This window comes from Mycobacterium sp. NPDC003449, assembly GCF_053588415.1.
Genome location: NZ_JBSFPX010000039.1, coordinates 24,657 through 43,734 on the forward strand (window position 1 = coordinate 24,657; position 19,078 = coordinate 43,734).

The 19,078-nt window shown below is 68.5% G+C and carries 17 protein-coding genes; 8 read left to right on the plus strand and 9 right to left on the minus strand.

Going from position 1 to position 19,078, the window contains the following annotated elements; genetic code table 11:
• Positions 1-46: 46 nt before the first annotated feature.
• Entirely contained in the window at positions 47-1,711 is a 1,665-nt protein-coding gene (locus ACWDTP_RS13085) for a (2,3-dihydroxybenzoyl)adenylate synthase (protein ID WP_450020239.1), read from the plus strand.
• A 10-nt stretch (positions 1,712-1,721) separates the two neighbouring features.
• Here the strand turns inward: ACWDTP_RS13085 and ACWDTP_RS13090 are convergent, their stop codons facing one another.
• Positions 1,722-3,074 (minus strand): salicylate synthase, encoded by a 1,353-nt coding sequence (locus ACWDTP_RS13090; protein WP_450020241.1) that lies wholly within the window; start codon positions 3,072-3,074, stop codon positions 1,722-1,724.
• A 69-nt stretch (positions 3,075-3,143) separates the two neighbouring features.
• Positions 3,144-4,277 carry a radical SAM family heme chaperone HemW gene (gene hemW, locus ACWDTP_RS13095; RefSeq protein WP_450020243.1) on the minus strand — a complete coding sequence of 378 codons (1,134 nt, stop codon included), beginning with the start codon at positions 4,275-4,277 and terminating at the stop codon, positions 3,144-3,146.
• Between the two features lie 94 nt (positions 4,278-4,371).
• Here hemW and ACWDTP_RS13100 point away from each other — a divergent pair, with 94 nt between their 5' ends.
• The 4 genes from ACWDTP_RS13100 to ACWDTP_RS13115 all read left to right on the plus strand — a co-directional run bounded on the left by ACWDTP_RS13100 (position 4,372) and on the right by ACWDTP_RS13115 (position 7,718).
• A complete protein-coding gene (locus tag ACWDTP_RS13100) occupies positions 4,372-4,476 on the plus strand; it encodes an Ms4527A family Cys-rich leader peptide (RefSeq protein WP_450020245.1) in 105 nt (34 codons plus the stop codon).
• Between the two features lie 116 nt (positions 4,477-4,592).
• Positions 4,593-6,281, plus strand: a complete 1,689-nt coding sequence (locus tag ACWDTP_RS13105; protein ID WP_450020247.1) for a nitrite/sulfite reductase — start codon at positions 4,593-4,595, stop codon at positions 6,279-6,281.
• A gap of 5 nt (positions 6,282-6,286) precedes the next feature.
• The gene (locus ACWDTP_RS13110; RefSeq protein ID WP_450020249.1) at positions 6,287-6,994 is read left to right on the plus strand and encodes a phosphoadenylyl-sulfate reductase; all 708 of its coding nucleotides are present in this window, start codon (positions 6,287-6,289) and stop codon (positions 6,992-6,994) included.
• Positions 6,995-7,001: 7 nt separating this feature from the next.
• Positions 7,002-7,718 (plus strand): sirohydrochlorin chelatase, encoded by a 717-nt coding sequence (locus ACWDTP_RS13115; RefSeq protein WP_450020251.1) that lies wholly within the window; start codon positions 7,002-7,004, stop codon positions 7,716-7,718.
• Positions 7,719-7,749: 31 nt separating this feature from the next.
• Here ACWDTP_RS13115 and ACWDTP_RS13120 read toward each other — a convergent pair whose 3' ends face one another.
• From ACWDTP_RS13120 to ACWDTP_RS13140, 5 genes are all read right to left on the minus strand, one after another.
• Positions 7,750-8,784: a sulfate/molybdate ABC transporter ATP-binding protein gene (locus ACWDTP_RS13120; RefSeq protein WP_450020253.1), complete on the minus strand. Its 1,035-nt coding sequence runs from the start codon at positions 8,782-8,784 to the stop codon at positions 7,750-7,752.
• Between the two features lie 14 nt (positions 8,785-8,798).
• Complete coding sequence (gene cysW, locus ACWDTP_RS13125) at positions 8,799-9,623, minus strand: sulfate ABC transporter permease subunit CysW (protein ID WP_450020255.1); 825 nt, start codon at positions 9,621-9,623, stop codon at positions 8,799-8,801.
• Positions 9,620-10,486 carry a sulfate ABC transporter permease subunit CysT gene (cysT, locus tag ACWDTP_RS13130; protein ID WP_450020257.1) on the minus strand — a complete coding sequence of 289 codons (867 nt, stop codon included), beginning with the start codon at positions 10,484-10,486 and terminating at the stop codon, positions 9,620-9,622. The genes cysW and cysT overlap by 4 nt, the downstream gene beginning before the upstream one ends.
• Positions 10,483-11,529: a sulfate ABC transporter substrate-binding protein gene (locus tag ACWDTP_RS13135; RefSeq protein WP_450020259.1), complete on the minus strand. Its 1,047-nt coding sequence runs from the start codon at positions 11,527-11,529 to the stop codon at positions 10,483-10,485. The genes cysT and ACWDTP_RS13135 overlap by 4 nt, the downstream gene beginning before the upstream one ends.
• 361 nt (positions 11,530-11,890) lie before the next feature.
• Entirely contained in the window at positions 11,891-12,106 is a 216-nt protein-coding gene (locus ACWDTP_RS13140; protein ID WP_450020260.1) for a hypothetical protein, read from the minus strand.
• A gap of 114 nt (positions 12,107-12,220) precedes the next feature.
• On the opposite strand from ACWDTP_RS13140, the gene ACWDTP_RS13145 reads away from it, so the two are divergent.
• Positions 12,221-14,233, plus strand: coding sequence for a glycoside hydrolase family 15 protein (locus ACWDTP_RS13145; protein ID WP_450020262.1), 2,013 nt, complete (start codon positions 12,221-12,223; stop codon positions 14,231-14,233).
• Positions 14,234-14,237: 4 nt separating this feature from the next.
• On the opposite strand, the gene ACWDTP_RS13150 is transcribed toward ACWDTP_RS13145, so the two are convergent.
• Complete coding sequence (locus ACWDTP_RS13150) at positions 14,238-15,284, minus strand: isopenicillin N synthase family dioxygenase (RefSeq protein WP_450020264.1); 1,047 nt, start codon at positions 15,282-15,284, stop codon at positions 14,238-14,240.
• 185 nt (positions 15,285-15,469) lie between these two features.
• Between ACWDTP_RS13150 and ACWDTP_RS13155 the strand changes: the two genes are divergently transcribed.
• Complete coding sequence (locus tag ACWDTP_RS13155; protein ID WP_450020266.1) at positions 15,470-17,374, plus strand: solute carrier family 23 protein; 1,905 nt, start codon at positions 15,470-15,472, stop codon at positions 17,372-17,374.
• 49 nt (positions 17,375-17,423) lie between these two features.
• Here the strand turns inward: ACWDTP_RS13155 and ACWDTP_RS13160 are convergent, their stop codons facing one another.
• Positions 17,424-17,987: a class I SAM-dependent methyltransferase gene (locus tag ACWDTP_RS13160; protein WP_450020268.1), complete on the minus strand. Its 564-nt coding sequence runs from the start codon at positions 17,985-17,987 to the stop codon at positions 17,424-17,426.
• 66 nt (positions 17,988-18,053) lie between these two features.
• Between ACWDTP_RS13160 and ACWDTP_RS13165 the strand changes: the two genes are divergently transcribed.
• Positions 18,054-18,968 carry a zinc-binding dehydrogenase gene (locus ACWDTP_RS13165; protein ID WP_450020270.1) on the plus strand — a complete coding sequence of 305 codons (915 nt, stop codon included), beginning with the start codon at positions 18,054-18,056 and terminating at the stop codon, positions 18,966-18,968.
• Positions 18,969-19,078: the final 110 nt, after the last annotated feature.

Below are 19,078 nucleotides of genomic sequence, written 5' to 3' on the forward strand. Positions count from 1 at the left end.
CCCTATATTCGGCTAACCGAACACGCCTACCCGAGGGGGCCCCTTCGTGACTCCGACCACTGGCCGATCCGCCGAATCCGCTGCTCAGCCGCCCCTACTGGAAGGGTTCACGCCCTTCCCCGCCGATCGTGCGCGGGCCTACCGACAAGCCGGTCACTGGACCGGCCGACGGCTGGATTCGGTGCTGCGCGACGCCGCCGCCACCTGGCCGGAACGCATCGCGGTCGTCGATGCCGAATGCCGTCACAGCTACGCCGAACTGGACGCGCTGGCCGACCGGGCCGCGGCGGGCCTCGCGGCCCTCGGCGTCGGACCCGGCGACCGGGTGCTGCTGCAACTGCCCAATTCGGCCGAATTCCCGGTCGCGCTGTTCGGACTGCTGCGGGCCGGCGCCGTCCCGGTGATGTGCCTGCCCGGGCACCGGCTGGCCGAGTTGGCCCATTTCGCGCAGGTGAGCGGCGCGGTGGCGGTCCTGGTCGGCGACACCGCGGGCGGCTTCGACTACCGCGAGATGGCGCGGGACCTGGTGCGGACGCATCCCTCGGTGCGACATGTGCTCGTACACGGCGATCCGGCCGAGTTCCGGTCCTGGGCGCAGGTCAGCCGTTCAGCCTCGGCCGCGGCACCCGCGATCGATCCCGATCCGGCGTCGCCCGCGCTGCTGCTGGTGTCCGGCGGGACGACCGGGGCCCCCAAGCTCATCCCCCGCACCCACGAGGACTACGTCTACAACTGCACCGCGAGCGCGGCGGTGTGCGAGCTGACCGGTGACGACGTCTACCTGGTGGCCCTGCCCGCGGCGCACAACTTCCCGCTGGCCTGTCCCGGTCTGCTCGGCGCGCTCAGCGTCGGCGCCACCACGGTGTTCACCGCCGACCCGAGCCCCGAGTCGGCCTTCGCCGCGATCGACCGGCACCGGGTCACCGTCACCGCGCTGGTGCCCGCCCTGGCCAAGCTGTGGGCACAGGCGTGTGACTGGGAGCCGCTGGCGCCCAAGACATTGCGCCTGCTCCAGGTCGGCGGCGCCAAACTCTCCCTGCCCGACGCCGCGATGGTCAGGGCCGCCCTCACACCGGGCCTGCAACAGGTCTTCGGGATGGCCGAGGGGCTGCTGAACTACACCCGCATCGGCGACCCGGCCGAGGTGCTCGACGCCACCCAGGGCAGGCCGCTGTCCCCGGACGACGAGGTCCGCATCGTCGACGAGGACGGCACCGAGGTCGCACCGGGCGAGGAGGGCGAACTGCTGGTGCGCGGCCCCTACACCATCAACGGCTATTTCAACGCCGAGGCCGCCAATGCGCGCTCGTTCAGCCCGGACGGGTTCTACCGCAGCGGCGACCGGGTGCGCCGGTTCGCCGAGGGGCCGCTGGCCGGCTATATCGAGGTGACCGGCCGGGTCAAGGACGTCATCGTGCGCGGCGGTGAGAACGTGTCGGCGCTCGACCTGGAGGAGCATCTGCTCACCCACCCGGCGGTGTGGTCGGCCGCGGCGGTAGCGCTGCCCGACGAGTACCTCGGCGAGAAGGTGTGTGCCGTCGTCGTGTTCAGCGGGCCGCCGGTCAGCCTGGCCGACCTGCACAGCCACCTGGAGCAGCGCGGCGTGGCCTCGCACTCCAGGCCCGACGTGCTGGTCCCGATGGCGGCGCTGCCCACGACGGCGGTCGGCAAGACCGATAAGAAGGCCCTGCTGGCGCAGCTGACGCAGTGAGTCGCCAAGCTCAGGCGCGGCGCACCAGGTGCGGCGCCAGCGTGGCGAGCTTCTCGCAGGTCTCCTCGAACTCGCGGTCCGGGGTGGACTCGGCGATGATGCCCGCACCGGCCCGCAGCCAGGTCCGGCCCTCGGATTCGTAGGCGGCGCGCAGCGTGAGTGCGGCATCCATCCCGCCGTCGGCCGAGAACGTGACCACCGCGCCCGAGTACAGGCCGCGGGGCGCCTCGTCCAGGCGCAGGATGGCCTCGACGCTCTCCGCCTTGGGGATGCCGGAGGCGGTGACGGCGGGGAACAGGGCTTCCAGCGCGTCCATCCGGTCCATCGACCGCTGCAGCCGTCCGCCGACGGTCGAGCCGAGGTGCTGGACGCTGCCGCGTTCCCGCACGGTCATGAAGTCGAGCACCACCGCGCTCCCCTCCTCGGCCACCTCGGAGATCTCCTGCACCGAGGTACGCACCGAGATCGCGTGCTCGACAATCTCTTTCGGGTTCGATTCGAGCTCGTCGCGGGCCGCGCGGTCGTGGTCGGCGCCCCGGCCGAAGGCCCGCGTGCCGGCCAGCGGCTCGGTCAGCACGGTGCCGTCGGCGCGCACCGCGGCGACCAGTTCGGGGCTGTAGCCCAGGGCCCGGATCCCGCCGAGGTGCAGCAGGAACGAGCGCGCGGGGGTGTTGTTGTGCCTGCCGACCCGGTAGGTGGCCGGGAAGTCCACGGCGAACGGCACGTCGAAGCGCCGCGACAGGATCACCTTCTGGTAGCGGCCGCCGACGATCTCGTCGATGGCGCCCGCCACCCGGCCGCGGTACCCGGACGGATCGTCGCGCACGTCCACACCGGTGGGGGCGGGCGTCTCGCGCACCCCCTCGGCCAGTATCCGGCGCAGCGCGTCGACCTGCCGGTCATCGGCGCCGATCAGCCGGATCGTCGCCGCCGAGATCACGAATTGCGTACGCGGCCAGAGAATCCGGGCCAACGGGGTGCCCGCAGGCAGCCGCTGCGCCAGCCCGAACCGGTAGGTGCCGAATTCGAAGGCCACCCAGCCGAACAGCCGGTCGGTCTCCAGCAACAACCGGTCGACGGCCTCCCCCAGCGGCGCCCCCGGCCTGCCGGTCCAGGGCTGGCGCTGCACGACGCCGTCCTGGATCACCCGCAGCTCGTCGGAGTCGAGTTCGACGACCGCGCGCACGCCGACCGCCAGCGACCATTCGCCGTCGCGTTCGTACACGACGTAGTCCTCACCGTCGCGTTCCGGCAGCACCCGGGCCAGCTCGGCCACCAGATCCGCCGGGCCCACCCCGGCCGGCAGTGCGAGCTCGATCGACTCGGCGGTTTCGGCGGGCGTCTCGATACTGACCTCAGTCACGGAAAGTAAATGTAGCCTAACCTAGGTAGGCCGGGTGGGCTACGCTCGCGCCCGCGGCTGTGATCCCCGTCAAGCCAACAAAGTGCGCACGACACCGTCGGCCAGCAACCGGCCCCGGTCGGTCAGCACCAGCCGCTCGTCGCACACGTCGACCAGCCCGTCGGCCACCAGCCCGGGCACCCGCTCACGCTCGGCCTCGGCCAGGCCGTCCAGCGCCAGACCGCGTCGCAGCCGCACCCGCAGCATCACATCCTCGGTGTGCCTGGTCGCCGCGTCGAGATCCTCGTGGTCGGCGACCGGCAGCCTGCCCTCGGCGAGCGCGCGCGCATAGGCGTTGGGATTCTTGATGTTCCACCACCGCCTCGCACCCAGAAAACCGTGCGCACCGGGCCCGGCGCCCCACCATTCGCCGCCGTCCCAATAGCCGAGATTGTGCAGGCACTCACCACCGGGCCGGCTCCAGTTCGACACCTCGTACCACTCGAAGCCCGCATCGGACAGCTGCGCGTCGAGCAGCTCGTAGCGGTGCGCGAGCACATCGTCGTCGGGTGCGGCGACCTCGCCGCGGCGCACCCGGCGGGCCAGCGCCGTTCCGTCCTCCACCACCAGCGCGTAGGCCGACACGTGGTCGACGCCTGCGTGCACCGCGGCATCGGCCGAGCGCCGCAGGTCGTCGTCGGACTCCCCCGGCGTGCCGTAGATCAGGTCGAGATTGACATGCGCGAAACCCGCCGCCTTGGCCTCGGCCGCCGCCGTCAGCGCACGCCCCGGCGAGTGCGTGCGGTCCAGCACCGCGAGCACGTTGGGCACCACCGACTGCATCCCGAGCGACACCCGGGTGTAGCCGGCGCCGCGTAGCGCGTCGAACAGCTCCGGCGAGGTGGACTCCGGGTTGGCCTCGGTGGTCACCTCGGCGGCCGCGGCCAGCTCGAAATTGTCCCGGACCGCGTCGAGCACCGCGGCCAACCCGGCGCCGCCGAGCAACGACGGGGTGCCGCCGCCGACGAACACCGTCGCCACCGGCACCGCACCCATTCGTTCGGCCGCTAGCCGCAGCTCGATCCGCAACGCGTCCAGCCAGCCGTCGGGATTGGCCCCGCCCGCCTCGGCGGGCGTGTAGGTGTTGAAGTCGCAGTATCCGCAGCGGGTCGCGCAGAACGGCACATGGATATAGATGCCGAAGAGCGCGGTCCGGGTAAGCATGTCCACGATTTTCCCAGACTGTCCAGCGGCGACTTTTGCGCACCGTGAGCGCAAATATCGCCCGGTTAGGGGCTATGGCGCCGATCGTGGCACAATGGCTGGCGTGACTTCCGCCCGCGACAGCATCACCGGCGTCCAGCTGGTGGCACGGCGGCATGTCGATTTCAAGCGTGTCTGTAGCTGTTGCTGTCTGCCCTGATCCCGTGTAGACCTGCCCACCTGTATTTTCAGCTGGCCGCCGGATCTGCGCCGCCGGACAGCCACCGGTGAATCGCGCGACCTGAGGCCGGCTCCTCCGCGAAGGAGCACCAAACCGTGACAACCCCCCAGGCACCCGCCAAAGCCGCCCGTCCGGCCAAGCGCGCCCGCGGTGAGGGCCAGTGGGCGCTGGGCCACCGTGAGCCGCTCAACGCCAACGAACAGTTCAAGAAGGACGACGACGCGCTCAACGTGCGTGATCGCATCATCAACGTCTACTCGCGCCACGGCTTCGACAGCATCGACAAGAACGACCTGCGCGGCCGGTTCCGCTGGATGGGCCTCTACACCCAGCGCACCGAGGGCTACGACGGCACCTGGACCGGCGACGACAACGCCGATCTGCTGGAGGCCAAGTACTTCATGATGCGGGTGCGCACCGACGGCAAGGCCATGTCGGCGCAGGCCATCCGCACGCTCGGACAGATCTCCGTCGACTTCGCCCGCGACAGCGCCGACATCACCGACCGGGAGAACCTGCAGTACCACTGGCTGCGGATCGAGGACGTTCCCGAGGTCTGGCGGCGGCTGGACGAGGTCGGCCTGCAGACCATGGAGGCCTGCGGTGACTGCCCGCGCGGCATGCTGGGCTCCCCGCTGGCCGGCGATTCGCTGGTCGAGGTGCTCGACCCGACACCGGCGCTGCGTGCGATCGAAGAGCGCTACATCGGCAACCCGGAGTTCTCCAACCTGCCCCGCAAGTTCAAGACCGCGATCTCGGGGCTGCAGGACGTGGCCCACGAGATCAACGATGTGGCGTTCATCGGGGTGAACCATCCCGAACACGGCCCCGGCCTGGACGTGTGGGTCGGTGGCGGCCTCTCGACCAATCCGATGCTGGCCCAGCGCCTCGGCGTGTGGGTTCCGCTGGATGAGGTGGCCGACGTCTGGGAGGGCATCACCGGGATCTTCCGGGACTACGGTTACCGGCGGCTGCGTTCGAAGGCTCGGCTGAAGTTCCTGGTCAAGGACTGGGGCGTAGAAAAATTTAGGAAAGTTCTCGAGCAGGAGTACCTGCACCGGCCCCTACTAGACGGCCCGGCGCCCGAGCAGGTGCCGCACACCATCGATCACGTCGGGGTGCAGAAGACCAAGAACGGCCTCAACGCCGTGGGCGCCGCGCCGATCGCCGGACGGGTTTCGGGCTCCATCCTGACCAAGGTGGCCGACCTGATGGAGGCGGCAGGCGCCGACCGGGCCCGCTTCACCGCCTACCAGAAGCTGATCATCCTCGACGTCGCCGACGACAAGGTCGATGCGCTGCGCGACGGCCTTGAGGCACTCGGTCTGCAGACCCAGCCCTCGCACTGGCGTCGCAACCTGATGGCCTGCACCGGCATCGAGTACTGCAAGCTGAGCTTCGCCGACACCCGCGGCCGGGCCCAGACCCTGGTGCCGGATCTGGAGCGCCGGCTGGGCGATCTCAACGCCGAGCTTGACGTACCGGTCACCGTGAACATCAACGGTTGCCCCAACTCCTGCGCCCGCATCCAGGTCGCCGATATCGGCTTCAAGGGACAGATGGTGGATGAGGGCAACGGCCCGGAGGAGGGCTTCCAGGTCCATCTCGGCGGCAGCCTCGGCCTGGACAGCGGTTTCGGACGCAAGCTGCGCCAGCACAAGGTGCTCGCCACCGACCTCGGCGAGTACATCGACCGCGTGGTTCGCAACTTCGTGAAACAACGCGAGGACGGCGAGCGTTTCGCCCAGTGGGCCGTGCGGGCCGACGAAGCCGACTTGAGGTGAGTGCATTGTCCGTGAGCGAAGTTTCCGAGACCGACCTGCGAGATCTGGCCGAACGCGGTGCGGCCGAACTTGCCGGTGCCGACGCGGCCGAGTTGCTGCGCTGGACCGATGAGCACTTCGGTGGCGACTATGTGGTGGCGTCGAATATGCAGGACGCCGTGCTGGTCGAGATGGCGGCGAAGGTCCGGCCCGGGGTCGACGTGCTCTTCCTCGACACCGGTTACCACTTCGCCGAGACGATCGGCACCCGGGACGCCGTCGAGGCGGTCTACGACGTGCACGTGGTCAATGTGACGCCCGAGCACACCGTCGCCGAGCAGGACGAACTGCTCGGGAAGGAGCTGTTCTCCCGCGACGCCGCGGCCTGCTGCCGGATGCGCAAGGTCGAGCCGTTGAGCAAGGCGCTGAAAGGCTATTCGGCCTGGGTCACCGGTATCCGCCGGGTGGAGGCCCCGACCCGGGCCAACGCCCCGCTGATCAGCTGGGACAACGCGTTCGGACTGGTGAAGATCAACCCGATCGCGGCCTGGAGCGATGAGGACATGCAGGCCTACATCGACACCAACGGCATCCTGGTCAACCCGCTGGTCGATGAGGGCTATCCGTCGATCGGCTGTGCACCGTGCACCGCCAAGCCCGCGCCGGGCACCGATCCGCGCAGCGGGCGGTGGGCCGGGCAGGCCAAGACCGAATGCGGACTGCACGCGTCATGAGGTCGAGGTGAGCCCGCTCGTCCTCACCGCGCACGGCAGCGCCGACCCGCGTTCGTCGGCGAACGCGCATGCGATCGCCGGGCATGTGCGCAGACTGTTGCCCGACACCGAGGTTCGGGTGGCCTTCTGTGAACAGAATCTGCCCAACCTGGCCGATGTCCTCGGCGATGCGGCGCCCGGATCCGTCGTGGTGCCACTGCTGTTGGCCAGCGCCTACCACGCCCGCACCGACATCCCCGACCTGATCGCGCAGTCCGGCGCCAAGGTGGGCCAGGCCGATGTGCTCGGCGAGGACCCCCGCCTGCTCCTGGTTGTGCGGGAACGCCTTGCCGCACTGGGGGTTTCTCGATTCGACAGCGGCCTCGGCGTGCTGCTCACCAGCGTGGGATCGTCTCATCCGGCGGCCAACGCCCGCACCGCAGGCCTGGCCGAGCGGCTGGCCGAGGGCACCCGGTGGGCCGGTGTGCAGGTCGCGTTCGCGACGGGTCAGGATCCGGCACTGCCCGAGGCGGCCGAGCGGTTACGCGCCCGCGGAGCCCAGCGGTTGGTGGTCGCACCGTGGTTCCTGGCGCATGGCCGGATCACCGATCGGGTCGCCGACTTCGCGCGTGCCCAAGGGATGTCGATGGCCGAGCCGCTGGGGCCGCACCGGCTGGTGGCCGCCACGGTGCTGGACCGCTACGAAGAGGCCCTCGCCGCGCGCAGCGCCGATTTCGCCGCTTAGCCAGTTTCCCGGCGAGCAGACGCAAACCTGCCTAGTTTTCGGCGAAATCGGGCAGTTTTGTGTCTGCTCGGCGGATCTGGTGCACCCGGGTCGCCCGCACGTACACCGTGTCGCCCTCGGTCAACCCGAGCGCCTCGGCATCGCCGCGGGTGATCTGCGCGGTGAACGACGCACCATTGGTGGCGCTGGTCAGCTCGACCCGAACCTCGAAGCCCAGCATCACGATCCGGTCGATCGTGGCGCGCAGCACACCGGTCGCCTCGGCGGTGCCGTCGCCCGCCGCGATTGCCATCTCCGGACTGCGGCCCACCCGGATATCGTGTGGGCGCACCAGGATTCCGTTGAGCTCGGACACCGCACCGAGGAAGGACATCACGAACGCATTGGCCGGTTCGTCATAGACCTCGGTCGGCGACCCCACCTGCTCGATACGACCCTTGTTGAGCACGGCGATCCGGTCCGCCACATCGAGCGCCTCGGCCTGATCGTGGGTTACCAGCACCGTGGTGACGTGCACCTCGTCGTGCAGACGACGCAGCCAGGTCCGCAGATCGTCACGCACCTTGGCGTCGAGCGCCCCGAACGGCTCGTCGAGCAGCAGCACCTGCGGATCGACCGCCAGCGCCCGGGCCAACGCCATCCGCTGACGCTGGCCACCGGAGAGCTGATTAGGGTAGCGGGTCTGAAACCCGGCCAGCCCCACCACTTCCAGCAGATTGTCGACCTTCTCGGTGACCTCGGACTTCGGGCGCCTGCGGATCTTGAGCCCGAATGCGACGTTGTCCCGCACCGTGAGGTGTTTGAACGCCGCATAGTGCTGGAACACGAAGCCGATGCCGCGCCGCTGCGGTGGCACCCCGGTCACGTCGCGCCCGTTGATGGTGACGGTCCCGGTGTCGGGCTGATCGAGGCCCGCGATCGCCCGCAGCAGTGTGGACTTGCCCGATCCGCTCGGTCCGAGCAGCGCCGTGAGCGAACCGGATGGCACCGAGAAGTCGACGTTGTCCAGCGCCGCGAAATCGCCGTAGCGCTTGTTGGCGCCGCGAACCACGATCGCATCGGTCATAGCTCTTACTCCTCCTAGGACTGTTCGGCCCGGTTACGGCGACGGTCCAGCAGCACCTGCGCCACCAGAACGATCACCGCGACGGCCATCAGCAGCGTCGAGATCGCGTACGCGCCGTACACCGAATCGGCGGTACCGCGGTTGTAGCGGTCGGCCACCAGCAGGGTCAGGGTCTGGGATGCGCCAGGCAGGTTCGACGACACCATGATCACCGCACCGAACTCCCCGAGGGTGCGCGCGACGGTCAGCACGATGCCGTAGGCCAGCCCCCACCGGATCGAGGGCAGCGTGACCCGCCAGAACGTCTGCCACCAGGTGGACCCCAGGGTGGCGGCGGCCTCCTCCTGGTCGGTGCCGATCTCGTGCAGCACCGGTTCGACCTCGCGGATCACGAACGGGACGGTGACGAAGATGCTGGCCAGCACGATGCCGGGAAACCCGAAGATGATCTTGAGCCCGAGGTTCTGCTCGACGAAACCGAACAGCCCGGCCGATCCCCACAACAGGATCAGCGCCACACCGACCACGACGGGCGACACCGCGAACGGCAGGTCGATGACGGCCTGCAACACGCTCTTGCCGCGGAACCTGTTGCGCGCCAGCACCAACGCCGTCGGCACCCCGAACAACACGTTGAGCGGCACCACGATCGCCACCACCAGCAGCGACAGGTTCAGGGCCGAGACGGCGGCGGGCGTGCCCACCGAGGCGAAGAACGCACCGATGCCCGGCGCGAACGTCCGCCACAGGATCAGCCCCACCGGCACCACGACCAGCACCGCGATATAGCCGAGCGCCAGGTAGCGGAGCAGGTTACGCACCCACGGCGAGAGTGTCACGCGGAGAGCTCCTCGCGTTTGGCGGCGCGGGACCCGACGGCCCGCAGCACGAACAGCACCAGGAACGAGATCACCAGCAGCACGATCGAGATCGCGGCCGCCCCGGTCCGGTCGTCGTTCTCGATCAGGGTGCGGATCCATTGCGAGGACACCTCGGTCTCACCGGGCACCGCCCCGCCGATCAGGACCACCGATCCGAACTCGCCGATCGCGCGGGAGAAGGCCAGGCCGGCACCCGACAACAGCGCGGGCAGCAGCGCGGGCAGGATCACCTTGAGGAAGATGATCCGGTTGTTGGCGCCCAGCGAGGCCGCGGCCTCCTCGACCTCACGGTCCAGTTCGAGCAGCACCGGCTGCACCGAGCGCACCACGAACGGCAGCGTCACGAACAGCAGCGCCACCCCGACGCCCCATTTGGTGTGCTGCAGGTGCAGGCCGACCGGACTGGCCGGACCGTACAGCGCCAGCATCACCAGGCTCGCCACGATCGTCGGCAACGCGAACGGCAGATCGATCACCGAGTCCACGATGCGTTTGCCCACGAAGTCGTCGCGGGTCAGCACCCACGCCACCAGCAGCCCGAACACCAGGTTGACCACCGTGACACCGGCCGAGATGGTCAGCGTCACCCGCAACGATTCGACGGCGGCGTTGGACGTCACCGCAAGCCGGAAGGCGTCCCAGCCACCACCCGCGGACTGCCACACGATCGCGGCCAGCGGCAGCAGCACGATGACGCTCAACCAGATCGACGCGGCGCCGACCCGCAGCGAGGTGCTGCCGTAGCGGTTGCGGCCCGTGCCGGGAATCGGTTCTCCCGGCGCGGGCTGCGCCGTCGGTTCGGTCTCGGCGGTTGCCGTCATCCAGTCGCCTGCTTGTAGATCTTGGTGATCGATCCATTGTCCTTGTCGAACAGTGCCGGATCGACGTCGGCCCACCCACCGAGATCGGCGATCGTCCACAGCTTCTCGGGAGCCGGGAAGTCCTTGGTGAAGTCCGCCGCCACGGCGGGGTCGACCGGGCGGAAACCGGCCTCGGCCCAGAGCTTCTGGCCCTCGGGGGTGTAGAGGAAGTTCACCAGCGCCTTGGCGGCATCGGCGTGGGCGCTGGTTTTGACGACGGCCACCGGGTTCTCGATCTTGAAGGTCTGCGGCGGGTTGATGTGCTCGACGGGCTTACCCTGCCGCTCGACGTTGATGGCCTCGTTCTCGTAGCTGATCAGCACGTCACCGGTGCCCTGCAGGAACACGTCGGTGGCCTCGCGGCCCGATCCGGGGCGGGTCTTGACGTGCTCGGAGACCAGTTTGGTCACGAAGTCCAGACCGGCCGCCGAATCCTTGCCGCCGTTGCTCTTCGCCGCATACGGCGCCAGCAGGTTCCACTTGGCCGAACCCGAACTCAACGGACTCGGGGTGACCACCTCAAGGCCCGGCTGCAGCAGGTCGTCCCAGTTCTTGATGCCCTTCGGGTTGCCCTTGCGGACGACCAGCGACACCACCGACCCGAACGGGATGCCCTTGGTGTTGCCCGCGTTCCAGTCCTCGGCCACCTTGTCGGCCTTGACCAGCCGGGTGATGTCGGGCTCCACCGAGAAGTTGACGATATCGGCCGGCTTGCCGTCGACGACCGCGCGGGACTGGTCGCCCGAGGCGCCGTAGGACGTCGTCACCCCGACGCCCTTGCCCGCCTCGCTGGCCGCGAACGCCGGGACGATCTTGCTCCACCCCGGCTCGGGCACCGCGTAGGCGACCAGGGTCAGTTTGGTCTCGGCGCCGCCCCCGTTGTCGCCGTCGCCCCCGGCGACGTCACTGGTGCCGCCGGCGCAGCCGACCGCGAGGACCCCGGTGGTGGCCAGCACGACGGCGTGGCGCCAGAACTTGTTGATGTTGGTCTTGTTGATGGGCACTGAATGACCTTTCCTAGCTCTCTGCGGACGGTGGTGGTCCGTCAAGCGGAAGGGCGAAGGATCAGTATCCGGGCACGGCGCAAGCCCCTACCGACACCAAACCGCGGACGGGTTGGAATCAGCGACAACAGTCGAGACCGGCAGCGGCGAATGAGCCTACGACGGGGAGCGCCAGGATGTGGCTCCCCGGGACGGCGGACGCTGCGTGCATGGCGCGAAGAATAACAGAGTTAGCCCACACCACCCGACAGCGATCGGTGTCCTGGCTCGACGCGGTCTCAGCGGGCCAGCCACCACATCAAAATGACCAGCACAACCAGGATGACCAGCACCAGCGTCACCCTCGAACGGGGCATGGGATTCATTCGGTGCTCAATTCGTCGCTGGGTGCATCGGCGCCGGCCCGGCCCAGGCGACGAATCCCGTCGATGCCGCGCCCGAGCGCACCGTCGAGCAGCACCGCGACACCGTAGGCCAGGGCCAGCACCACCGGCATCACCACCGCCGTCTGAGCGATGAACGGCAACCCGGTCAGCCACAATTCGACGCCGTCCCACCAGTTGAGGAGTGCGCCCATACCGGCAAGGGTATGCGATCGCGGCGGCCACCCGATCCATCCCGTCCGACCGGTAACGTTCGACACGCGCCGCCTGGGTAGACGGCACCGGCGTCCGCAGTCGATGATGTCCGGATGGTCCTGCAAAACATCGAGGCTGCCGGCGGCGCCACAACGGGCGCGCCCGAATCCGCGACCCCCCTGACCGTGACGGCTCCCGTGCCGTACGCGGCGGCAGCCGGACTGCGCAACCCGTTCCCGCCGATCGCCGATTACGCCTTCCTGTCGGACTGCGAGAACACCTGCCTGATCTCGTCGGCCGGGTCGGTGGAGTGGCTGTGCGTACCGCGCCCGGACTCCCCCAGCGTGTTCGGCGCGATCCTGGACCGCGGTGCAGGGCATTTCCGGCTGGGCCCCTACGGGGTGTCGGTGCCCGCCGCCCGGCGCTATCTGCCGGGCAGCCTGATCCTGGAAACCACCTGGCAGACCCACACCGGTTGGATCATCGTGCGCGATGCGCTGGTGATGGGCCCCTGGCACGACATCGACACCCGTTCGCGCACCCACCGCCGCACCCCGATGGACTGGGATGCCGAGCACATCCTGCTGCGCACCGTGAAATGTGTGAGCGGCACCGTCGAGATGGTGATGAACTGCGAACCGGCCTTCGACTACCACCGGGTCAGCGCCGCGTGGGAATACTCCGGCCCGGCCTACGGCGAGGCGATCGCCCGCGCCAGCCGCAACCCGGACTCGCACCCCACGATGCGGCTCACCACCAATCTGCGGATCGGGCTGGAGGGCCGCGAGGCCAGAGCCAGGACCCGGCTCACCGAGGGCGACAACGTGTTCGTCGCGCTGTCCTGGTCGAAACATCCGGCGCCGCAGACCTTCGAGGACGCCGCGGAGAAGATGTGGAAGACCAGTGAGTCGTGGCGTCAGTGGATCAACGTCGGCGACTTCCCCGATCACCCGTGGCGGTCGTATCTGCAGCGCAGCGCGCTGACCCTGAAGGGCCTGACCTACTCGCCGACCGGCGCGCTGCTGGCCGCACCCACCACGTCGCTGCCGGAAACCCCTCAGGGCGAACGCAACTGGGACTACCGCTACTCCTGGATCCGTGACTCCACATTCGCCCTGTGGGGCCTTTACACCCTCGGCTTGGACCGCGAGGCCGACGACTTCTTTTCGTTCATCGCCGATGTATCGGGCGCCAACAACGGCGAACGGCATCCGCTGCAGGTGATGTACGGCGTCGGCGGGGAACGCAGCCTCCTCGAGGAGGAACTGCACCACCTGTCCGGCTACGACAGCGCCCGGCCGGTGCGGGTCGGCAACGGCGCGTTCAACCAGCGCCAGCACGACATCTGGGGCACCATGCTGGATTCGGTGTATCTGCACGCCAAATCGCGTGAGCAGATCCCGGAAGCGCTCTGGCCGGTGCTCAAGAACCAGGTCGAAGAGGCCATCAAGCATTGGAAGGAGCCCGACCGCGGCATCTGGGAGGTCCGCGGCGAACCGCAGCATTTCACCTCGAGCAAGATCATGTGCTGGGTCGCCCTCGACCGCGGTTCGAAACTGGCCGACCTGCAGGGCGAGAAGAGCTACGCCCAGCAGTGGCGGGCGCTCGCCGAGGAGATCAAGGCCGACATCCTGGCCCGCGGGGTCGATTCCCGGGGCGTGCTGACCCAGCGTTACGGCGACGACGCGCTGGACGCCTCGCTGCTGCTGGCCGTGCTGACTAGGTTCCTGCCCGCCGACGATCCGCGGATCCGGGCCACCGTGCTGGCCATCGCCGACGAGCTCACCGAGGAAGGGCTGGTGCTGCGCTACCGGGTCGAGGAGACCGACGACGGGCTGGCCGGTGAGGAGGGCACGTTCACGATCTGTTCGTTCTGGCTGGTGTCGGCGCTGGTCGAGATCGGCGAGGTGAGCCGGGCCAAGCATCTGTGTGAACGCCTGCTGTCCTTCGCCAGCCCGCTGCACCTCTACGCCGAGGAGATCGAACCGCGGACCGGCCGCCACCTCGGCAACTTCCCGCAGGCGTTCACCCACCTGGCGTTGATCAACGCGGTCGTGCACGTCATCCGGGCCGAGGAGGAGGCCGACAGCTCCGGGGTTTTCGTACCCGCTAACGCGCCGATGTAGCGCGCTATCGGCGCGAGGCCAGCACCCGGGCGCTTTCGCGTCGCGCGCCGACATTGCGCACGCCGGCCCGCGAGCCCGCCAGTTTGGCGCGGATGTGCTCGTCGACGGTGACAGCGCTGTACACGGCGGGGTGCTGCTCGTCGACGCACGAGCCCAAGGGCGCGATCACCGCATCCGCATTGCCGTCATGGAAGAACGCCGCCGACCTGCGCCGCGCGATGGTGTTGTCCACGATGGGCGGCTTCACCCGGTGCAGCGTGGACAGCCACCGCTCGTTGGTCAACCGTGCGGTCAAGTCGCCCAGGTTGATCAGCAGCGCACCGTCTTCCGGGCTGACCTCGTGCCAGATCCCGTCGGCTCCGAGCACCTGGAGACCAGGCACCTGATCGGCCCACAGGATCGTGACGAGGCCGTAATCGGTGTGCTCACCCATGCCGGTGAGATCACCGTCGAGCGCGACCTCGGTGCCCTCGGGCAGGGCGTAGTTGTTCATCCGCAGCACGTTGATCGAGTGGTCGGTCAACGCCCTGAAGTAGGTGGCCGGCAGCCCCAGTGCATCGGCGAAGATGTTCGTCATGGTGACCGCAACACGTTCGGCTTCAGCGAAATAGTTCATCACGCGGTCCTGGAATCCGCCGATCTCCGGCCAGGTGTTGGCGGCGTAGTGCCACCGCACGTCCGCGGGCACGTCCCGATAGTCCCGTGTCGACCGCCCGACGTTGTACGCCTCGAAGAAGTCGTTCATCCGGCTGGCGGATTCCACGCCGAGACTCAGGCTGAGCGACTCGGACTTCGGCGGGCTGTAACCGCGGTTCTCCTCCCGGGGACGACGCGAACCATTCTTGGATTGCGTTGACTGCGCGAAGAATTCATCCATCGCCGTGGTGAGGTCGGCAATGGTCGCCGGGGCGATACCGTGTCCGTGGATCTGAATGAAGCCCACTTCCCGGCAGGCGTTGTCCACGGCAGCGGCGACGGCGGCCTTCTCGTTGGCGTCTGCGCCCGCGACGTAGGGGCCGATGTCAACGGCGGGGACGCGAAATTCGTTCATGGAAGGCTCCTTTGGGCACGTGACATCATCTGTCGCCCGGAGGTGTCCGTTTCAGTCCTGAGCAGGCCGTCGTTTCCTGTTGAACTCGGGTTATTCGACGGTAATCCGTTCGCCGTCGAGGCGCCACCCCAGGCACACCTGTGGTTCAGCGTGCGAGAACCGGGGCCTTGCCCGATCCTTGGACGATGACGGCACCGATCACCCAGAAGCCCGGCAAACGGCTCCACCCGGTTGACGAGGTCCTGCCCGCTCCCAAACTGGCCACCTACGGCTTTCAGCACGTCGTGGCCTTCTATGCCGGTGCGGTGCTGGTGCCCATCCTGATCGCCAGCGGCATCGATCTGCCTGCCGAGGACCTGGTCAAGCTGATCACCGCCGACCTGTTCACCTGTGGCATCGCATCGATCATCCAAGCCGTCGGGTTCTGGAAGGTCGGCGTGCGGCTGCCGCTGCTGCAGGGTGTGACGTTCGCCGGGGTGTCGCCGATCATCGCCATCGGGTTGGCGCACGGCGGTGGCTCGGCCAGCCTGCTCTACGTGTACGGCGCGGTGATCGTCGCCGGCATCTTCACATTTCTGATTGCGCCGGTCTTCGTCAAGCTGCTGCGCTTCTTCCCGCCCGTCGTCACCGGCACGCTGATCACCATCATCGGACTGTGCCTGATCCCGGTCGGCGCCGGTGACGCCGTCACCAATCCCCATACCGGCGAACACGATCCGACCAATCTGCGCTGGCTGCTGTACGCGGTAGGCACCATCGCCGTGATAGTGGCGATTCAGCGGTTGTTCCGCGGCTTCCTGGCTACCATCGCGGTGCTGCTGGGCCTGTTCATGGGGTGCGCCGTGGCGTATGCGTTGGGCGACATGAGTTTCGACAAGGTGGGCGATGCGTCACTCATCGGGTTCACCGCGCCGTTCGTGTTCGGCTGGCCCAGGTTCGATGTCGTCGCCTGCTTGACGATGGTCATCGTGCTGCTGATCACCGCGGTGGAATCGACCGGCAGCACCTACGCCACCGCCGAGATCGTCGGTAAGCGGGTCAGTGCCTCCGACATCGGCAGGATGCTACGAGCCGACGGCCTGGCCACCACGATCGGCGGTGTCTTCAATTCTTTTCCCTACACGGCATTCTCCGAGAACGTCGGGTTGGTCCGACTCACCGGCATCAAGAGCCGCTGGGTGGTTGCCGCAGCCGGGGTGATCATGATCCTCCTCGGGTTCCTGCCGAAGGTGGCCGCGATCGTATCCTCGATACCCCAGCCGGTACTCGGCGGGGCCGCGCTGACACTGTTCGCCACCGTGGCCGTCGTCGGCATCCAAACCCTTGGCAAGGTCGACTTCTCCGACCATCGCAACCTCATCATCGTCACCACAAGCCTGGCGCTCGCATTCTGGGTGACCTCCTATCCCGATGTGGCACAGGCGCTTCCATCAGGTATTGATCTGCTGTTCGGCAGCGGCATCAGCATCGGCGCAGTCTGCGCGATCCTGCTCAACATCGTGTTCTTCCACCTGGGTGGGCCCGGTCCACGGGTCGCGGGCGGCGGCACCATCACGCTCGACGAGGTCAACGCGATGACCAAGGAGCGGTTCAGCGGCGTGTTCGGCCATGTGGTGCAGGACGTTTCATGGGCCACCGACCGGGCGTTCGACCAGCGTCCGTACACCGATACCCGGGCGCTGCGCGAAGCGTTCCAGGATGCGGTTCTCACCGGGTCCGCCGAGCAGCAACTTGAGCTGCTCCTGGCGTTTCCGGACCTGGGCGCCGAGGACGAAACCGGGCATGCGCTGGCCGTTGACCATGTGGCGTTGTCCCATCTGGGCGAGGACGACCACAACGACGTCGTCGAACTGGCCACCGCCTACCGTGAGCACTTCGGTTTCCCGCTGGTGATCTGCGCACGTGAAACCCAACGCTTCGACCGGGTGCTGCGCAACGGCTGGTCGCGGATGGACAATCCGCCTGCGACAGAGAAGGCGTTCGCATTGATCGAGATCGCCAAGATCGCGAACTACCGCTTCGAGGATCTGGTTGCCGACGCCAACCCGATCGCGGCGGCCCGCTTCGGCCGCCTGGACGAACCGCGCTGAATGCCCACCCGTGGCCGGCTCGGCTCGACGGATACAACACGTGAGCGACTCATGATGCGGTGGCGGTCATCGGGCGGCGCGCCAGCAACCAAGCCTCGCCACCGCGCTCGCCCGATGCGATCACATCGAGTTCGGAGAAGGCTGCGGCCAGCTCGCCGGGCGCTGCCCGGTACCGTCCGGGCGGGCCACCGACCTCGCTGAGGACGCTGATCGCCAGCACGCCGCCGGGGGCGAGCCGATCGAACATTGCGCCGTACAGCGCGTGGTCGCGGAATCGGTGGCACAGGATGGCGTCCACGGGCGGCCCGGGCGGCAATCCGTCGTCCAGATCCACTACCTCGAAGCGGCAACACCCGGCGACCCCATAGTGCTTCGCCAGCGCCGTGGCCTGTGCAATCGCCACGCCCGACACATCCACGCCCACGACATCCAGTCCGCGCCCGGCCAACCAGACGGCACCCCGGCCCTGTCCACAGGCGAGGTCGAGCGCCGTGCCCGCGGTCGGAAACTGCGCGGCGTGGGCGGCGAACGCACCGGGCAGGCCGGGGCCACCTACCGCGGTGTCGTAACCGCGGTAGGTGGTGTCCCAGTCAAGACGGTCCTGCCGACTCATCAGCGCCACCCTACGAAATCGCCGGCTACGGGAATAGTCGGGCTACCTACCGGGGTTTGCCCCAGCATGCGAGCCATCGTCTACGACCCGCACGCCCCTGCCAATCTGCGCTTCGACGAGGTGGCCGAGCCCGCGGCCGGCGATTCCCAGACCTTGATCGACGTCCATGCCATCGCCCTGAACTTCGGCGAGCTGCACTTCATCGACCACGCCCGCAAACCCGGCGAGATACCCGGCTGGGACACCGCGGGCGTGGTGGTCCAACCGGCGCCCGACGGCTCCGGTCCACCGGCCGGCACGAGGGTGGTCGGCTTCAACGGCGGGGCCGGCTGGGCCGAACGTCGCACCCTGGACACCACGAACCTGGCGGTGCTGCCCGAGTTCGTCGAATTCGACGAGGCGGCAGCGCTGCCCGTGGCGGGCGTGACGGCGTTGCAGGCGCTGCGCGCCCTCGGCCCGGTGGTCGGGCGCCGGGTACTGATCACCGGTGCGTCCGGTGGAGTCGGCCGGTACGCGGTGCAACTGGCGGCGCGGGCGGGCGCGCACGTCATCGCCGCGGTGGGCAGCCCGGCCCGCGGCGAGGGCCTCGAAGAGATCGGCGCCCACGAGATCGTGGTCGGTCTCGACGACCTGACCGAGCCGGTGTTCGGCGTGCTCGACAACGTGGGCGGCCGGATGCTGGCCCAGGGCTTCTCCCTGGTCGGCGACGGTGGTTCGGTGCAATCGATCGGGATGGCCTCCAATGAACCGACCACCATCAACTTCGAGGAAGAACGTCGTACCGGCAATCGAAAGCGCCTGGAGGCATTCACCATTCGGACGCCCATCGAAGCGGATCTGCGTTACCTGCTGACCCTGCTCGCCGATGGTGAGCTGGATCCGCAGATCGGATTGCGGGATTCGTGGGACAACGTGTCGGACGCCGCTCAGGCCCTGCTGGGCCGCCAGGTCGCGGGCAAGGCGGTGCTGCGCGTCGGCTGACCGGCGGTCAGCCGACGGGGGGGGCGGAGGACACCCGAACGGAAGAGCGGGGGGGGGGGGAAGAGGGGTTGGGGGCGCGGGGTGAGATAGGGGGGGGCCGGGGGAATAAA